This window comes from Streptomyces sp. 2P-4, assembly GCF_030167965.1.
Taxonomy (GTDB): Bacteria; Actinomycetota; Actinomycetes; order Streptomycetales; family Streptomycetaceae; genus Streptomyces; species Streptomyces globosus_A.
Genome location: NZ_CP095011.1, coordinates 1509846 through 1525472 on the forward strand (window position 1 = coordinate 1509846; position 15627 = coordinate 1525472).

Consider the following 15627-nt stretch of genomic DNA (forward strand, 5'->3'; position numbering starts at 1 on the left):
GGCCCCGCGCCTCCTTCCCGGCGGGGTCCGGCGGGGCTTCCCGCGTCCGAACTCCCTGTGCGAAGGGAGCCAGACGATGGCTGCCACGAACCACGCACCCGCCCCGCCCCGGCCGCTCGGCCCGGAGTCCGGGGTCGCCGCAGGCTACGACCCGGGGTTCCTGGCGGTGGCGGTGCCGCCGCCGGAGCTGGACCCGCCGGCCAAGGACGACGCGGTCCTCCTGGACGGCTCCGAGGTCGTCCCGTACACCCATTTCTCGCTGGCGCTGAGCGGTTCCCGGCGGTTCGCGCGGTGGGTGGGGTGGAACATCGACGGCGGCAGCCTGAAGCGGCTGGACCGGCGCGGAATCCGGTTCCGCCTGGACCCGCGGCTGCCGGCGTCGGCGCAGGTGGACAACGAGCTGTACCGGGACCGGGACGGCAGGCCGAACCGGCTGGACCGCGGGCACGTGGCCCGCCGCGCCGACCTGGTGTGGGGGCCGCTGGAGGAGGCCCGGCAGGCGAACCGGGACTCGTTCTTCTACACCAACATCACGCCGCAGATGGACGATTTCAACCAGAGTCCGCGGGCCGGCGTCTGGGGCCGCCTGGAGGACGCGGTGTTCGAGGAGGTGGAGGTCGACGGGCTGCGGGTGACCGCGTTCGGCGGGCCGGTGTTCCATGAAGACGACCGGCTCTTCCGCGGGGTGCGGATACCGCGCGAGTTCTGGAAGGTGCTCGTCTACGGCGACGGGGGCGTCCTGAAGGCGAAGGCGTTCCTGCTGACGCAGGACCTGGTGCTGACGGAGGCCCTCGACCTGGACGAGTTCCGGGTGTTCCAGGTCGCGGTGGGCGAGGTCGAGAGCCGCACCGGGGTCCGGTTCGGCGCGGCGGTGGCCGCCGCGGAGAGGGTGGCGGTGCCGGAGTCGGCGGCGGTACGGGCCCCGCTGGAGGGCCTCGCCGACATCGACTGGGACTGACGGGGCCCGGCCCGCGCGGGGCGTGGGGCCACCGCCCGGCGGCGGCCGTCAGTCGGACGTCATCTCGACGAGCTTCGCGACCGTGTTCCAGTTGCGCGTCGTGGCGTCGATGCCCTGGGTCAAGGCAGGCCGGGCGAGGACTTCCGCCAGCTTGGAGCGCCCGAGCCCCTCGGGGGCGTACAGGTAGAGGACCCGGTCGCCGAGGCGGAACTCCTCGGGCAGGTGGGCCTCCCGGTCGATCCCGTCGAACCGGGAGGCGTCGGGCTGCTCCGACAGGAACGTGGCGTGCAGCTGCTTCCCCTCCAGCTCCGCGGCCGGGAAGGGGCAGGCGTCGGCGACGGCGCGCAGCCGGGCGCCGTCGAGGACGAGGCAGGCGACCGCAAAGCCGAAGCGGGCCTCGATGGCCTGCTCCAGTTCGCGGGCCAGCCCGTCGGCGTCGGTCCGCGCGCTGGTGAAGACGGCGTTCCCGCTCTGGAGGTAGGTGCGGACGTCCTCGTGGCCGAGGCCTTCGAGGATCTCGCGCAGCTCGGCCATGGGCACCTTGCGGCTGCCTCCGACGTTGACCCCGCGGAGCAGGGCGGCGTACGCGGTGTTCGTCGGCTTCTTCGTCGTCCGGGAGGTCATCCTCGAACGATAGTCTCGATCAGGTCGGCTGCGTGCCGGGTGCCTCCCTCGGCTGCCATCTCGGCGCGGACCGCCTCGGCGCGGGCGGCGACCTGCGGGTCCGCGACCAGCGCGAGCACGGCCTCCCGCAGGGTGGCGGCGTCCGCGTCGTCCATGGGGACGTGCCGGGCGACGCCCAGCGACTGGAGCATGTCGGCGTTGCCGAACTGGTCGACGGCCTGGGGGACGGCGACCATCGGGGTCGCCGTGGCGAGGCCCTCCTGGCTTCCGCCGGCGCCGGCGTGGGTGATGAAGGCGTCGGCCTGCCGGAGGATGTCCAGCTGCGGCACCCAGCGGTGGATCTCGACGTTCGCGGGGATGTCGCCGAGGTCGGCGGGGTCGGTGAACCTGCCGATCTGGAGGACGACGTGCCAGTCGGGCAGGTCCCCGAAGGCCTCCATGCAGGCCCGGTAGAAGCCGGGCTGCCGGGTGAACGTCGAGCCGAGCGAGACGAGCAGAACCTTCTTGCCGGCGGCGGCCTCCGGGCGCTGCCAGGTGCCCTGGTCGGTGCGGTCGCCCTGGCAGGCGCCGACGAAGGTGTGGACGGCGGGGTCGACGCGGTCCGCGTGCGGCTGGAGGGCGCGCGGGATCAGGACGATGCTGCGGCGGGGCCGGCCGACGAACCGGTCGGGGTGCTCGTCGATGCCGTTCTCGGCGAGCCAGGCGGTGAAGCGGGCGTAGTACGCGCGCCCGCGCTCGGAGGCGCGCAGTCCGGCGGTCATGGGGGCGGCGACCTCCTCCTCATAGCCCTCCCAGGCGACGAGGTTCGGGGAGAGGGAGACGGCGGGGACGCCCCACCGGTGGGCCAGGACCGGCGCCGGGTAGGCGGTGATGTCGTGCAGGACCAGGTCGGGCTCGTCGCCTTCGAACGCGGCGGCGAGCTGGGGCAGGGCCTGGATCGCGTCGTCCAGGAAGGGCTCGATGTTGTCGATGAGCTCGGTGCCCCAGGCCTCGGGCTCGTCGTCGGTGGGGAGGGTGGAGGTCCACACGACGGGGGTGGCGCCGGTCTCGGCGACCTTGTCCGCGAAGGACGCGGGGACGGCGTAGCTGACGCGGTGGCCGCGTGCGACGAGTTCCCGGATCACCTCGATGCTGGGATTGACGTGGCCGTGGGCGGCGATGGAGAACATGGCGATGTGGGCGGGCTTCGCTGCGGTCATGCACCCACCATAACGAGACGAGACGTCTCGTTCAACTGTTTTGGATCACGGTGCCCCGGGTGGGGCGTGCGAGACTGGGCCGCCGGACCCGGCCCCACGCACGGCGGCCGGCCGGGATGCGAGAGGGACGACGACACCGCATGGACGAGGCGCTGGCCCGGGACGTGTTGGACGCGGCGGGGCTCACCGGGGGGTCTGCCCTGCTGCTGGCACTCGGCGAGAACGCGGTCTTCCGTACCGGCGACCTGGTGGTCAAGGTCGGCCGCGAGGCGGCGCTGCTGGAGCGCGCCGAGCGGGAGCTCGCCGTGGCGGCCTGGCTGGAGCAGGCCGGTATCCCGGCCGTCCGGGCCGCGGAGCCCGCGGCGCGGCTGGTCTCCGGACACCCCGTCACGGTGTGGCACCGGCTGCCGGACGCGGTCCGCCCGGCCGCCCCCGCCGACCTCGCGGTGCTGCTGCGGCAGCTCCACGCCCTGCCCGCACCCCCCTTCACGCTGCCCGCGCGGGACCTGCTCGGCGGCGTCGAGCGCTGGCTGCGGCTCGCCGGGGACGCGGTCGACCCGGCGGACGCCGCCTACCTGCGGGCCCGCCGCGACGCGTACGCCGACGAGGCGGCGGGCCTCACGCCCTGCCTCCCGCCGGGCCCGATCCACGGCGACGCCCTGCCGCGCAACGTGCACGCCGGCCCGGACGGGCCGGTCCTGGTCGACCTGGAGACCGTCTCGGCCGACCTGCGCGAGCACGACCTGGTGGTGATGGCCCTCTCCCGCGACCGGTACGGCCTCCCCGACGCGGCGTACGGCGAGTTCACCGCCGCGTACGGGTGGGACGTACGCGACTGGGAGGGCTGCGCGGTCCTGCGCGGCGCCCGCGAGACGGCCAGTTGCGCATGGGTGGCCCAGCACGCCCCGGCCAACCCCCGCGCCCTGGCCGAGTTCCGCCACCGGGTGGCCTCCCTACGCACCGGCGACACCGCCGCCCGCTGGCACGCCTTCTGATACCGGGCCGCCGGCGGGGCGGGGCCGTACCGCCGGGCGTCAGGCCGGGGCGGGGACCGCGCCGCGCAGCGGCCACGCCGGGTCGACCACCGCGTCGGGGGCGCCCTGGCGGCGCAGGTAGGACTGGAAGTCGCGGGCCCAGCGCTCGTGCCAGGCGCCCTGCCGGGCGTGCAGCGCGTCCGGGCTGAGGGCGGCGACCTGCGGGTGCCGGGCGGCTATCGCCCGCGCCACCTGGACCGCCGCCAGCGCGTCGGCCCCGGCGTCGTGCGCGCGGTCCAGGACCACCCCGTACACCGCGCATGCGGCCTCCAGGGTCCGCTTGCCCCGGCGGTAGCGGTCCACCGCGCGGTCGATGGTGAGCGGGTCGACGACGGGACCGGTCGCCGGGCCGCCGAGCCGCTCGGCGAGCGACGGCAGCCCGTACCGGGCCAGTTCGGCGGAGAGCAGCGTCAGGTCGAAGGCGGCGTTGTAGGCGACGACGACGGCGCCCTGCCGCCAGTGGCCGGCGAGGGCCCCGGCGACCTCATCGGCGACCTCGCGCGCCGGGCGGCCCTCCGCGACGGCCCGCTCCGTGCTGATCCCGTGGATCGCGGCGGCCTGCTGCGGGATCGGTATCCCCGGATCCGCGAGCCAGCAGCGCCGCCCGAGCACCTCGCCGGCCCGCACCTCGACGACCGCGGCCGTGACGATCCGGGACTCCCCGGGCTCCGTCCCGGTCGTCTCCAGGTCGAACCCGATCAGCACACCGCCGTGCCAGTCCCCCATGACGCGCCCCTCCCCCGCACCCGTGCGCCCCCGTGCGGCGGCGACGTCCCTCTTCGGTCAACGGCTTTCAGCCTGCCACGGGGGTCTGACAGCTCACGACACCGGCCGGGAGTCCTGCCAAATCGACTCGAACTCCTCCCGGTATGTAGGCAGAAGTCCGTTTTCGGTGTCGCGTGCGGTGTCCCCGGCGCCGCCGCCCCGCAGGACCAGCACCGGCGCCTCCATGCCGCGCGCCCGCCGCAGGTACGACTGCACGACGGCGATGCCCGAGCTCTCCCCCTCCACCAGGTAGGCCGTGAAGCGGGGCGTCTCGTCGAAGACGTGGATCTCGAACCGGGAGGGGTCCTTCAGCCCCGCGCGCACCCGCCGCACGTGCAGGATGTTCATCTCGACCGAGCGGCTCAGCTCGCCCTTGCGCAGCCCCAGCTCGCGCTCGCGCCGCTTGACGGCGCTGCTCGCCGGGTTCAGGAACAGCAGCCGGACCCGGCAGCCCGCCTCGGTGAGCCGGACGAGTCTTCGGCCGGAGAAGTTCTGCACCAGCAGGTTCAGGCCTATGCCGATGGCGTCGAGCCGCCGCGCCCCGCCGAAGAGGTCCTCGGCGGGCAGCTGCCGCTGGAGCCGCACCCGGTCGGGGTGGACGGAGACCACGTCCGCGTACCGGTCGCCGACGAGGTCCTCCACCGCGTCGATGGGAAGCCGGTCCGCGGACGGCGAGCCGGCCCCGCCGCCGAGCACCTCCAGCAGCCGGGCCGACGCCCGCTCGGCCTGCTCCAGCACCGCCCGCGACAGGGCCCGGTTGCGGGAGACGACGTTGCGCGTGACCTCCAGCTCGTCCAGCGCGAGCTCGATCTCCCGCCGGTCGTCGAAGTACGGCTCGAAGCAGGGCCAGTGCTGGACCATCAGCTCACGCAGCTGCGGCAGCGTCAGGAAGCTGAGGACGTTGTCGTCGGCCGGGTCGAGCAGGTAGCCCTTGCGCCGGCTCACCTCGCGCACCGCCACCGCCCGGTGCACCCACTCCTGCCCGGCCGGCCCGGCCGCGGCGACGACCCAGTCGTCCTCGCCGTGCACGGGCTCGTAGATCGGCCGCAGGACCGCCCCGACGACCGACCGCAGCCGCTGCTCGATCAGGTTCAGCCAGATGTACGCCCGGCCCGCGCGCTGGGCCCGCGTACGGACCTCGCTCCACGCGTCGGCACCCCAGTCCAGCCCGGCCCCGGCCCGGATGACGGCCCCTCCAGGCCCGGGCGGCGGCGCCGCCGGGGACACCGCGCCGGACGGCCCGCCGCCCGGCCCCGGGCCCTCCCGCGCCGGGCCCGCCGGCGCCGCCGGGCCCGGCCGGCCCGCCCTGCCCGGCCCCCGCCGCCCCACCCGGAACCCCACCCGGCACCCCGCCGGACGCACCGCCGGGTGCGCCTCCTGGGGCGTCCGCCGGGCCGCCCTCGTGACCGCTGTCACCAGGGGGCAGCTCCAGACCTCCCGAGCTCACCCGTGCACCGCCTTCTGCGTCTGGAACGCCCGTCTAAGTGATCACGGAAGACTACTCCGAGCGCGGCGCCCGGTGCAGCCCGATGGCGCCCGACGGACCGTACACCGGTGATCGGTTGACCCATTATCGGATGCGCAGACAGTCCGCCGACCCGCATATCGTCCCGGCGGGTCACCCGGTCGGAGCAGTCGCAGGTCCCCGTGTGAGGCACCTCTTTCGGGGAAGATCCAGGCAGTGACGCGGTCCACCCCGGATCAGCCCCACCACTCCGTCCGACACCGAGGGGAAGAGTCGTTGTCCATGCAGGTCTGGCCGGGACAGGCGTATCCGCTCGGAGCCACGTACGACGGCGCCGGCACCAACTTCGCGGTCTACTCGGAGGCGGCGCGGCGCATCGAGCTGTGCCTCCTCCACGACGACGGATCGGAGACCGCAGTCGAGCTGCGCGAGACCGACGCGTTCGTCCGCCACGCCTACCTGCCCGGCGTGATGCCGGGCCAGCGCTACGGCTTCCGGGTCCACGGGCCGTACGAGCCCGAGCACGGGCAGCGCTGCAACCCGGCCAAGCTGCTGCTCGACCCGTACGCGCGGGCCGTCGCCGGAAGCATCGACTGGGGCGAGGAGGTGTACGGCTACCACTTCGGCCGGCCCGACTCGCGCAACGACCTGGACTCCGCGCCGCACACGATGAGCTCGGTCGTGGTGAACCCTTACTTCGACTGGGGCGACGACCGGCCGCCGCGGCACGACTACCACCGGACGGTGCTCTACGAGGCGCACGTCAAGGGCCTGACGATGCGCCACCCGGAGCTGCCGGAGGAGCTGCGCGGCACGTACGGGGCGCTCGCGCACCCGGCGGTCATCGGCCACCTGACCCGGCTCGGGGTGACGGCCCTGGAGCTGATGCCCGTCCACCAGTACGTCCACGACCACCGCCTGGTCGACGACGGGCTGACGAACTACTGGGGCTACAACACCATCGGCTTCTTCGCCCCGCACAACGGCTACGCCTCCGGCGACCGGGGGCAGCAGGTGCTGGAGTTCAAGTCGGCGGTGCGCGCACTGCACGAGGCGGGCATCGAGGTCATCCTCGACGTGGTCTACAACCACACCGCGGAGGGCAACCACCTGGGGCCGACGCTGTCCTTCCGCGGGCTGGACAACGCCTCGTACTACCGGCTGGCGGACGACCAGCGGCACTACGTGGACACCACCGGCACCGGGAACTCGCTGCTGATGCGCTCGCCGCACGTCCTCCAGCTGATCATGGACTCGCTGCGGTACTGGGTCACCGAGATGCACGTGGACGGCTTCCGCTTCGACCTGGCGGCGACGCTGGCCCGGCAGTTCCACGAGGTGGACCGGCTGTCGTCGTTCTTCGACCTCGTCCAGCAGGACCCGGTGGTCAGCCAGGTGAAGCTGATCGCGGAGCCCTGGGACCTGGGCGAGGGCGGCTACCAGGTGGGCAACTTCCCGCCGCTGTGGACCGAGTGGAACGGCAAGTACCGGGACACGGTGCGGGACCTGTGGCGCGGCCAGCCGCGCACCCTGGCCGAGTTCGCGAGCCGGCTGACGGGCTCCTCCGACCTGTACCAGGACGACGGCCGGCGGCCGCTGGCGTCCATCAACTTCCACACCTGCCACGACGGTTTCACCCTGCACGACCTCGTCTCGTACAACGAGAAGCACAACGAGGCCAACCGCGAGGGCAACCGGGACGGCGAGGCGCACAACCGGTCCTGGAACTGCGGCGTCGAGGGCCCGACGGAGGACCCGGACGTCGTCCAGCTGCGGGAGCGGCAGATGCGCAACTTCACGGCGACCCTGATGCTGTCGCAGGGGGTGCCGATGCTGAGCCACGGGGACGAGTTCGCGCGCAGCCAGGGCGGCAACAACAACGCGTACTGCCAGGACAACGAGCTTGCCTGGGTGCCCTGGCCGGAGCCGGGCAAGCCGCCGCCCTCCCTGCTGGAGTTCACGCGGCGGATGGTGTGGCTGCGGCGCGACCACCCGGTGTTCCGGCGGCGCCGGTTCTTCCACGGCCGCCCGGTGGAGGGCACCCACGACGAGCTGTCCGACATCGCCTGGTTCACCCCGTACGGGGAGCCGATGCGGGCCCGCGACTGGCAGGCGCAGCAGACGCGCGCGCTGACGGTGTTCCTCAACGGGGAGGCCATCTCCGAGCCGGGCCCGCGCGGGGAGCGGATCACCGACGACTCGTTCCTGCTGATGTTCAACGCCGGCGCGGAGCGGCAGGAGTTCGCGATCCCGGCCGGGCACGGGGCGCAGTGGCGGCTGATCGTGGACACGGCGCGGCCGGAGGTGCCGCCGTCCGGCACCGGGCCGCAGTACGCGGCCGGTGACCGGGTGGCGCTGGTGGGGCGGTCGCTGGCGGTGCTTCAGCGGCCGGCGTAGGGGACGGGGGCGGCTGCCTGCGGCGCGGCGGGCGACGGGGCGGGCGGGGCGGGTGTCCGGCCGCGGGAGTCCGGGGCCCGGGTGGCGAGCGCGAGGGCGAGGGCGGCGGCCGCCGCCGCCACGGCGACCGCGAAGGCGCCGTCGGGGCCGTGGGCCTCGGCGAGCCGCCCGGACAGGGCCAGGGCCGCCGCCTGGCCGGCGACGAGCGCGCTGGCGGCCCAGGCGGTCGCCTCGGCGAGCCGCGCCGGGGCGACGGCCCGCTCCGTGAGGGCGAACGCGGTGATCAGGTGCGGGGCGCAGTCACCCGGATGCATCGGGTCATGGCACGGAATCCGGGAAGCTGGGTACGTACGTTCTCATGAGCCGGCCTGAGAAGCAGTCAACCGTACGATCCGGCGCCCGGGCGGGGGCCGTGCCCGCGGCGCCGTCCGCGACGTACCGCCTCCAGCTGTCCCCGGAGGCCCCGTTCGCCGCGGCGGCGGCCGCCGTGCCGCACATCGCCTCGCTCGGCGCCTCCCACCTGCACCTCTCCCCCGTCCTGGAGGCCGTCCCGGGCTCCCTGCACGGGTACGACGTCACCGACCACACCCGCGTCCGGGAGGAGCTCGGCGGGGAGGCCGGGCTGCGGGCACTGGCCGCCACCGCCCGGGAACACGGGCTGGGCCTCGTCCTGGACATCGTGCCGAACCACATGGCGGTGCCCTTCCCGCTGCGGCTGAACCGGCCGCTGTGGGAGGTGCTGCGGGACGGGCCGGGGTCGCCGTCGGCCCGCTGGTTCGACATCGACTGGGAGGCGGGCGGCGGCAAGGTGCTGCTGCCTCTGCTCGACCGGCCGTTCGACCCGGCCGAGTGCGCCGTCGACGGCGAGGTGCTGCGCCACGGCGCGTGGGAGTTCCCGCTGCGCCCGGGGACGGCCGGGCTGCCGCTGCCCGAGCTGCTCGCGGAGCAGTGGTACCGGCCCGCCCACTGGCGGGCGGCGCGCACCGGGCTGAACTACCGGCGCTTCTTCACCATCGCGCAGCTGATCGGCGTCCGGGTGGAGGACCCCGGGGTGTTCGCCGCCTCGCACGCGAAGGTGCTGGAGCTGGTGCGGGACGGGGTGGCGGCCGGGCTGCGGATCGACCACGTGGACGGGCTCGCCGACCCGGAGGGCTACCTGCGGCGGCTGCGCGCCGGCGTCGGCGGGGACTGCTGGGTCGTGGTGGAGAAGATCCTCGGCCGGCGGGAGCGGCTGCCGGCCGGCTGGCCCGTCGCCGGGACCACCGGCTACGACGCCCTGCACCGGGTCGACGGCGTGTTCACCTGCCCGGACGGCGCCGCCGAACTCGACCGCCGGTTCCGGGAGTCGACGGGCCTGCCGGGCTGGCGGGAGACGGCCCGGGCCTGCACCCGGGAGGTGCTGGAGGGCGACCTGGCCGCCGAGCTCGCGGCCCTGGAGCGGGCCGCGGGTCCGGGGCTCGCCCCGGCCGTGCGGGAGCTGCTGGTCGCCTACCCGGTCTACCGGCCCTACCCGGGCGGCGGGCAGCTCGATCCGCGGGCCGCGGCGGAGGCGGCGCGGCAGGCCGGCGCCGCGGCGGTGGACGGCGTGCGGGAGCTGGTGCGGGCCGATGCGGCCTTCGCCGCGCGGTTCTCCCAGACGTCGGCGGCGCTGCGCGCCAAGTCGCTGGAGGACCGGGCCTTCTACCGGTACGCGCCGCTGCTGTCGGCGGCCGAGGTCGGGGCGGACCCGGGGCGGCCGGCGGTGTCCCCGGGCGAGTTCCACGCGTACTGCGCCGCCGTGGAGCGCGACTGGCCGCGTACCGGGACGGTGCTGTCCACGCACGACACGAAGCGGAGCGCGGACGTCCGGGCCCGGATCTCCGCCCTGTCGCAGGACCCCGGCCTGATGGGCCGGCCGGGCGGCGCGGACCCGCAGCTCGCGTGGGTGGCGCGGCAGACCGCCCTCGGGCTGGGCGAGGTGCCGGAGCGGGAGGAGCGGCTGTCCGGGGCGCTGCTGAAGGCGGTCCGGGAGGCGGCGCTGCGGACCGGCTGGACCGAGCCGGACGAGGCGTACGAGGAGACGGTCGCCGCCTGCGTGCCGGATGCGGAGGAGCTGCCGAAGGAGGCCGCGGAGGCGGCCCGGGCGAACCTGCTGGGGATGGCGCTGCTGCACCTGGCGATGCCGGGCGTCCCGGAGGTGTACCAGGGCTCGGAGTCGGAGTACCGGGCGCTGGTCGACCCCGACAACCGCCGCCCGGCGGTCTTCCCGCGGGAGGCGCTGGCCCGGCTGGACGCGGGGGCGGCTCCGCGGGGCCAGGCGGAGGAGAAGCTGGCCCTGACGGCGGCCCTGCTGCGGCTCCGGAGGGACCGGCCCGAGCTGTTCACCGGGTACGCACCGCTGGCGGCCCGCGGCCCGGCGGCCGCCCACTGCCTGGCGTTCACCCGTACGGGCGGTCTGGTGGCGGCGGCGACCCGGCTCTCGCTCCGGCTGGCCCGCGCGGGCGGCTGGCGGGACACGGTCCTGCCGCTGCCTCCGGGGAGGTGGGTCCCGCTGCTGCCGCCGACGGGGGCGGAGGCGTACGGGGCGGAGGCGTACGAGGGCGAGGCCCGCCTGGCCGAACTGCTGTCGGCCCGACCGGTGGCGGCCCTGGTCCGGGCGGAGGGGACGGGCTGAGGGGGCGGGGCTGAGGGCGGGCCGAGGGGGCGGGCCGAGGGGCGGCGGCCGCGCGGGCCGGGGAGCAGCCGCTCGCAGCGCGACCGCGAAGCTTTGGCCAACGGCAGGGCGTTGGCCAGGGCATTCCGTGAAGATGCGGGCCCCGAGGAGCAGTAGCGGGCGTGCGCGGCGGGCATTGCTTGGAGGTGACACACCACCAGGACATGCGCTACCCCACACCGCGCGAACTCGCGCAGGCCGCCCGCGCGCTGGCGGACGAACACCCCCGCCGGGCGCGGCTGCGCCGGGCCGGCTCCTCCCGGGCCGGGGAGCCGCTCTGGCTGCTCTCCGTCCACCCCTGCGGCCCCGGCGGCCCCGGCTCCGCCCCGGACGGCGGCGAGGTGCTCGTCGTCGCCGGGGCCCACGCCAACGAGCCCGTCGGCGGCGCCACCGCCCTCGCCCTGGCCCGGCACCTGGCCGCCGGCCGCCCGGCCCCCGGCAGCGGACCGCGGGCCGGCGGCGGCTGGCACTTCCTGCTGTGCGCGGACCCGGACGGCGCCGCCCTGCACCGCACCCCGCAGCCGCGGTCGCTGCTCGACTACCACCGCAGCTTCTACCGCCCCCCGGGCCCCGAGCAGCCCGAATGGGCTCCGTCCCTGCTGCCGCCGGACCGGCTCCCGCCGGAGACCCGGATCCTGACCGGGCTCATCGACGAGCTCCGGCCGGTGCTCCAGGTCTCCCTGCACGCCACCGACCTCGGCGGCTCCTGGGTACAGCTCACCCGCGACATACCGGGCCTGGCCGAGCCGTTCGCCAAGTCCGCGGCGGAGCTGCGGATCCCGGTCGAGACGGGCGCCTCGGACGCCGCCGGCTGGCCCTCGCCCGGCCCCGGCGTCTTCGTCCTGCCGCCGGCCGGGCCGGACGCCCCGCGCTCCTTCCACCCCGAGGACACCCGGCTCAGCACCTGGTACCGGGCCCACCGGCACGCCGGTGCCACCGCCGTCGTCGAGGTCCCCATGTGGGCCTCCGACCTCGTCGACGACCCGGCCCCGCACCCCGACCCGCGCGGCGCCCTCCGCACCCTGGCCGACCGCCTCACCCGAGACGCCGCCCTGGTCGCCGCGGTCCGCCACCACGCCGACGGTCCCCCCGCGGAGGACGACCCGGGCTCCGAGGCCCTGCTGCGCGCCGTCGACTGGACGCTCGGCCTGATCCCCGGGATCACCACCGAGTGGACGGGCCCCGCGGCACCCGCGGAGGCCACCGCGGCCCGCATCCACAGCATCGACGCCTTCGGCCGCCGGCTCTCCCTGCGCGCCGCCGCGATGCTCCTGCGCGTCCTGCGCGGCCGCGGCCACCCCGCCGCCGCGGGACTGGACCGCCTGGTGACGGGCTGGTGCACGGACTTCGCGGCCCGCTTCCAGGCCCGCCCGGTCCCGATCCCCACCCAGGTGGAACACCAGTCCCGCACGGTCCTCGCCACCTACACGCACCTGCTGAGGTCGCTGTGACCCGCCGCCGGGATCGGCCGACGCCGGCCGCTGCCGGGGCGGCGCGACGGATCCGCCTCAGCGGGCGGTGGTGCCGTCCGGCGGAACCGGGAGGGTGTAGCGCTGCTTCGGGGTGCCGCGGGCGCCCCGGCGGTCGTAGAAGCGGCGGGCGCCCTCGTTCCAGTCCGGGGTCTGCCACTGGACCTCGGTGAGGTCCAGGTCGCGGGCCAGGGCGGCCACCGCGTCCAGCAGGGCCGCGCCCAGGCCGTGGCCGCGAGCCTCCTCCGCGAGGTAGAGGCAGTCCATGTGGAGGTAGTGCCGGGCGTCCCAGAAGGAGAACTCGGCGGTGCAGGCCGCGTATCCGGCGACCCGGCCGGACGGGTCCTCCGCGAGCAGGACCCAGGCCCGCGGCTCCGGTGCGAACAGGTGCGGGGCGAGCCGTTCTGCCAGGCCCGGCGGGCGGGGCGCGGACTTCTCGTACGCGATGTGCTCGCGCACCAGCTCGGCCAGGCGGGGGAGGTCCTCCGGCCTGGCCGGGCGGACCACGGGGGCGGGTTCGGGGTTCATGGGGTCATCCTCCGCCCTCCGCCCCGGCCGCACCCCACCGCCCCCGGCCGCTCCGTCAGGTGGAGGAAAGGCGGAAGGACATGCGGCCGAAGCCGATCTGGTCGCCGTCGCGGACGGCGATCGAGCCCGTCACCCTGCGGCCGTTGACGGTGGTGCCGTTCGAGGAGCCGAGGTCGGTGAGGATCCACATGCCGTCGCGCATGCCGAGTTCGGCGTGGACGCGGGAGACCGTCTCGTCGGTGAGGCGCAGGCCGTTGCCCGGGTCGCGGCCGATGCGCAGCGGCTGGGCGCCCGGGTGGGGCAGCAGCAGCCTGGGGAGCCGTTCGACGGTCCAGGCGCGCCGGACCCCGGCGGACACGGCGGAGAGGCGGCCCACCCAGCCGAACAGGCGGCGCGCCCACGGCGTTTCGCCGTCGCGGCCGTCGAGGTCGGCGACGAGGACGGCGAGTTCCTCGGGGCGGCGGGCGACGAGGGCGAGCTCCATGCGGCGCAGGAAGGTGTCGTGGGACAGCCTGCCCGCGGCCGCGCCTTCGCGGAGCTTGCCGAGGGCTCTGTCGCGCTCCGCGTCGGACAGGCGCGGCGCGGGGTAGGCGGGGAACTCGAAACTCGACGTCACGGGGTGATTGTCGGCCCGTCGGGGCCGGAGTGTCCAGAACGGGGCCGGCCGCCCGGCGATGATGGGTGCGGCACATGGCACAGCACACGTTCCGGTACGCCGAAGACGAGGGGACCGCCCGTGCAGTTCGAGGTGTGGGCACCGCTGACGGACCGGGTCGCGCTGCGGCTCGGGCAGGCCGAGCACGGCATGGAGCGCGACCCGGACCGGCCGGGCTGGTGGGTGGTGCGGGCCCCGGCCGGGGACGGCGACCGGTACGGGTTCCGGTTGGGCGGCGGCCCGCAGGTGCGGCCCGACCCGCGCGGCCGGCGGCTGCCGGACGGCCCTGACGGCCTGTCCGCGGTGGTCGACACCGCCTCCCTTGCGCCGCAGGCGCCGCCGCCGGGCATCCGCCTGCAGGACGCGGTCCTGTACGAGCTGCACGTCGGCACGTTCACCCCCGAGGGCACCTTCGACGCGGCGGCCGCCCGTCTCCCGCACCTGGTCGCGCTCGGCGTCACGCATGTCGAGCTGATGCCCGTCTGCCCGTTCCCCGGCCGGCACGGGTGGGGGTACGACGGGGTGGCGCCGTGGGCGGTGCACGAGCCGTACGGGGGCCCGGCCGGGCTGGCCCGGTTCGTGGACGCCGCCCACCGGGCCGGGCTCGGGGTGGTGCTGGACGTCGTCCACAACCACCTGGGGCCCTCCGGGAACCACCTGCCCGCCTTCGGGCCGTACTTCACGGACGCGCACCACACCCCGTGGGGCGCGGCCGTGAACCTGGACGGCCCCGGCTCCGACGAGGTCCGCGCCTACTTCCTCGGCAGTGCACTGGCCTGGCTGCGGGACTACGGGATCGACGGGCTGCGCCTGGACGCCGTGCACGCGCTGGCCGACGGGCGGGCGCTGACGTTCCTGGAGGAGCTGTCCGCGGCGGTGGACGCGCTCGCCGCCGAGACGGGGCGGCCGCTGTTCCTGATCGCCGAGTCGGACGCCTGCGACCCGCGGACGACGGCGCCCCGCACGGCCGGCGGGCTCGGCCTGCACGCCCAGTGGAACGACGACTTCCACCATGCGCTGCACTGTGTGCTGACCGGCGAATCACAGGGCTACTACGCCGACTTCGCGCAGGCCCCGCTCGCCGCACTGGCGAAGACGATGACGCGGGTGTTCTTCCACGACGGGACGTGGTCCTCCTTCCGGGAGCGCACGCACGGCCGGCCGGTGGACCGCCGCCACACGCCGGCGCACCGGTTCCTCGGGTACGCGCAGACGCACGACCAGGTCGGCAACCGGGCGCAGGGCGACCGACTCGCCGCGTCGGTGTCGCCGGGGCTGCAGGCGTGCGCCGCGGCGCTGGTGCTGGCGGGGCCGTTCGTGCCGATGCTGTTCATGGGCGAGGAGTGGGGTGCGGGCTCGCCGTGGCAGTACTTCACCGACCATCCCGACCCGGACCTGGCCCGGGCCGTACGGGAGGGCAGGCGCCGGGAGTTCGCCGCGCACGGGTGGCGTCCCGAGGAGGTCCCGGACCCGCAAAACCCGGCCACCCGGGAGCGGTCGTGCCTGGACTGGGCGGAGCCGGAGCGGGAGCCGCACGCGCGGCTGCTGGCCTGGTACCGGACGCTGGTCGCGCTGCGGCGCGGGCATCCGGATTTGCGGGATCCGGATCTGGCGGCGGTGCGGGTGGCGTACGACGAGGAGCGGCGCTGGCTGACGTTCCGACGGGGCGACATCCGGGTGGTGGTGAATGCGGCTCCGGAGCCGGCGACGGTCGCGCTGGGCCGGAACGGGGTGCGGGTGCTGGCCGCGTGGGAGGAGGTTCCGCATCCGGACGCGGACGGGCGCGTCCGCGTCCCGGCGGAGTCGGCGGTCGTCCTCGGGCCGTGAGGCCGGCGGCCCGG

General features: G+C 75.7%; 12 protein-coding genes and 1 pseudogene. 6 read left to right on the forward strand and 7 right to left on the reverse strand.

Features of this window, described 5'->3' with window-relative positions; translation table 11 throughout:
* The first annotated feature begins 76 nt into the window (after positions 1 to 76).
* Positions 77 to 958: a DNA/RNA non-specific endonuclease gene (locus tag MUK52_RS06240; RefSeq protein ID WP_284574985.1), complete on the forward strand. Its 882-nt coding sequence runs from the start codon at positions 77 to 79 to the stop codon at positions 956 to 958.
* A gap of 48 nt (positions 959 to 1006) precedes the next feature.
* Here the strand turns inward: MUK52_RS06240 and MUK52_RS06245 are convergent, their stop codons facing one another.
* Together MUK52_RS06245 and mgt are read right to left on the reverse strand one after the other, a co-directional pair.
* Positions 1007 to 1582, reverse strand: coding sequence for a DUF1697 domain-containing protein (locus MUK52_RS06245; protein WP_284574986.1), 576 nt, complete (start codon positions 1580 to 1582; stop codon positions 1007 to 1009).
* Positions 1579 to 2816: pseudogene (mgt, locus tag MUK52_RS06250) on the reverse strand (macrolide-inactivating glycosyltransferase). The gene MUK52_RS06245 and the pseudogene mgt overlap by 4 nt, the downstream one beginning before the upstream one ends.
* A 105-nt stretch (positions 2817 to 2921) precedes the next feature.
* Between mgt and MUK52_RS06255 the strand changes: the two are divergent.
* A complete protein-coding gene (locus tag MUK52_RS06255) occupies positions 2922 to 3776 on the forward strand; it encodes a phosphotransferase enzyme family protein (protein ID WP_284574988.1) in 855 nt (284 codons plus the stop codon).
* A 39-nt stretch (positions 3777 to 3815) separates the two neighbouring features.
* Here MUK52_RS06255 and MUK52_RS06260 read toward each other — a convergent pair whose 3' ends face one another.
* Together MUK52_RS06260 and MUK52_RS06265 are read right to left on the reverse strand one after the other, a co-directional pair.
* Positions 3816 to 4541, reverse strand: coding sequence for a 3'-5' exonuclease (locus tag MUK52_RS06260; protein ID WP_114054806.1), 726 nt, complete (start codon positions 4539 to 4541; stop codon positions 3816 to 3818).
* Between the two features lie 93 nt (positions 4542 to 4634).
* Positions 4635 to 5807, reverse strand: a complete 1173-nt coding sequence (locus tag MUK52_RS06265; protein ID WP_284574989.1) for a DUF5919 domain-containing protein — start codon at positions 5805 to 5807, stop codon at positions 4635 to 4637.
* A gap of 520 nt (positions 5808 to 6327) precedes the next feature.
* On the opposite strand from MUK52_RS06265, the gene glgX reads away from it, so the two are divergent.
* Entirely contained in the window at positions 6328 to 8442 is a 2115-nt protein-coding gene (gene glgX / locus MUK52_RS06270) for a glycogen debranching protein GlgX (RefSeq protein WP_114054804.1), read from the forward strand.
* Here the strand turns inward: glgX and MUK52_RS06275 are convergent.
* Positions 8427 to 8756 carry a hypothetical protein gene (locus MUK52_RS06275; protein WP_342777100.1) on the reverse strand — a complete coding sequence of 110 codons (330 nt, stop codon included), beginning with the start codon at positions 8754 to 8756 and terminating at the stop codon, positions 8427 to 8429. The two genes, glgX and MUK52_RS06275, sit on opposite strands and share 16 nt — an antisense overlap.
* A 44-nt stretch (positions 8757 to 8800) precedes the next feature.
* Between MUK52_RS06275 and treY the strand changes: the two genes are divergently transcribed.
* Positions 8801 to 11095, forward strand: coding sequence for a malto-oligosyltrehalose synthase (gene treY / locus MUK52_RS06280; protein WP_284574990.1), 2295 nt, complete (start codon positions 8801 to 8803; stop codon positions 11093 to 11095).
* A gap of 203 nt (positions 11096 to 11298) precedes the next feature.
* The gene (locus MUK52_RS06285; RefSeq protein ID WP_502963544.1) at positions 11299 to 12585 is read left to right on the forward strand and encodes a M14 family zinc carboxypeptidase; all 1287 of its coding nucleotides are present in this window, start codon (positions 11299 to 11301) and stop codon (positions 12583 to 12585) included.
* Positions 12586 to 12642: 57 nt separating this feature from the next.
* Here the strand turns inward: MUK52_RS06285 and MUK52_RS06290 are convergent, their stop codons facing one another.
* Both MUK52_RS06290 and MUK52_RS06295 read right to left on the reverse strand, forming a co-directional pair.
* Positions 12643 to 13131 carry a GNAT family N-acetyltransferase gene (locus tag MUK52_RS06290; RefSeq protein WP_114054801.1) on the reverse strand — a complete coding sequence of 163 codons (489 nt, stop codon included), beginning with the start codon at positions 13129 to 13131 and terminating at the stop codon, positions 12643 to 12645.
* Between the two features lie 55 nt (positions 13132 to 13186).
* A complete protein-coding gene (locus MUK52_RS06295) occupies positions 13187 to 13747 on the reverse strand; it encodes a DUF1707 and FHA domain-containing protein (protein WP_284574992.1) in 561 nt (186 codons plus the stop codon).
* Between the two features lie 120 nt (positions 13748 to 13867).
* Here MUK52_RS06295 and treZ point away from each other — a divergent pair, with 120 nt between their 5' ends.
* Positions 13868 to 15613 (forward strand): malto-oligosyltrehalose trehalohydrolase, encoded by a 1746-nt coding sequence (gene treZ / locus MUK52_RS06300; RefSeq protein WP_502963545.1) that lies wholly within the window; start codon positions 13868 to 13870, stop codon positions 15611 to 15613.
* Positions 15614 to 15627 lie beyond the last annotated feature (14 nt).